Source organism: Thiorhodococcus minor (assembly GCF_010820565.1).
Classification (GTDB): Bacteria; Pseudomonadota; Gammaproteobacteria; order Chromatiales; family Chromatiaceae; genus Thiorhodococcus; species Thiorhodococcus minor.
Genome location: NZ_JAAIJQ010000286.1, coordinates 1 through 892, shown reverse-complemented (window position 1 = coordinate 892; position 892 = coordinate 1). Strand labels below are relative to the sequence as shown.

At 72.4% G+C, this 892-nt stretch carries 1 pseudogene; it reads right to left on the bottom strand.

Annotated elements, in window-relative coordinates:
* Window positions 1-892, bottom strand: a pseudogene (locus G3446_RS29470) (hypothetical protein); the annotation flags it as partial.

The following is an 892-nucleotide window of genomic DNA, read 5'->3' as shown; positions in this document are numbered from 1 at the left end:
GCGCTCTCGCTGGTGTAGGTCAGCCCGCTCGGCAGGCGGATGGTGGTGCGGCTGTCGGCGGCGGCCCCGGAGGGCACGGCGCTTGGCAGGACCTCGGTGATCGTCCGGGTGCCGTCGGGGGCGGTGGTGGTCGTGGTGCGCGCGAGCGGGTCGCTGAGGCTACGGGTCTCGCCGCCCGTGGGGCTGGTGTCGATCGACGTGCGCACGCCGGTCTCGGTGTCGGTGCGGGCGGTGTAGCCATGCACCCGATCCTCGGCCGAGGTATAGCGTACCTGCTGGGCCTCGGGATCGAGGTCGTATTCGATCGACTTCCAGCCGCCGCCGGCGGCATCGGTGTCGCGGATCAGGCGATTGAGGCTGTCGTAGGCGAAGGTGGTGGTGTGGTCGTTGGGATCGGTGTAGTCGGTCAGGAGGCCGGCCGCGTCGTATTCCAGGCCCCAGACCGCGCCGTCGGGATGGGTGATGGTCTCGGGCTGGCCGAAGGCGTTGTAGGCGATGCGGGTGCGCTGGCCGGTCGGGCTGACGACGGCAGCGATGCGCCCGGCGCCGTCGCGCTCATAGGTGGTGGTGCGGTCGTACTCATCGGTGACGCTCGCCAGCTGTCCGGCGGCGTCATAGTCCACCGTCTTCAGGGTGAGGCCGGTCTCGGCGTCGCGCTCCTCGCGCAGGCGACCCTGGGCATCGAAGATCCGCAGGCTCTCGCCGCCGTCGCCCGGGACCTCCAGGCGGTCCTGCCAGGGCAGGCCGGCATAGGCGGAGGCGATGCGGCGCACCCCGGCGGGGCTGGCCTGGCCGAAGTAGAGGCGCCCGTCGCTGTCCTCGACCAGCCCGGCGATGGGGCCGATGGCTGCGCCCGCGGCGCTCAGGCCGTCGGGCGTGAAGCCGGTGGTGC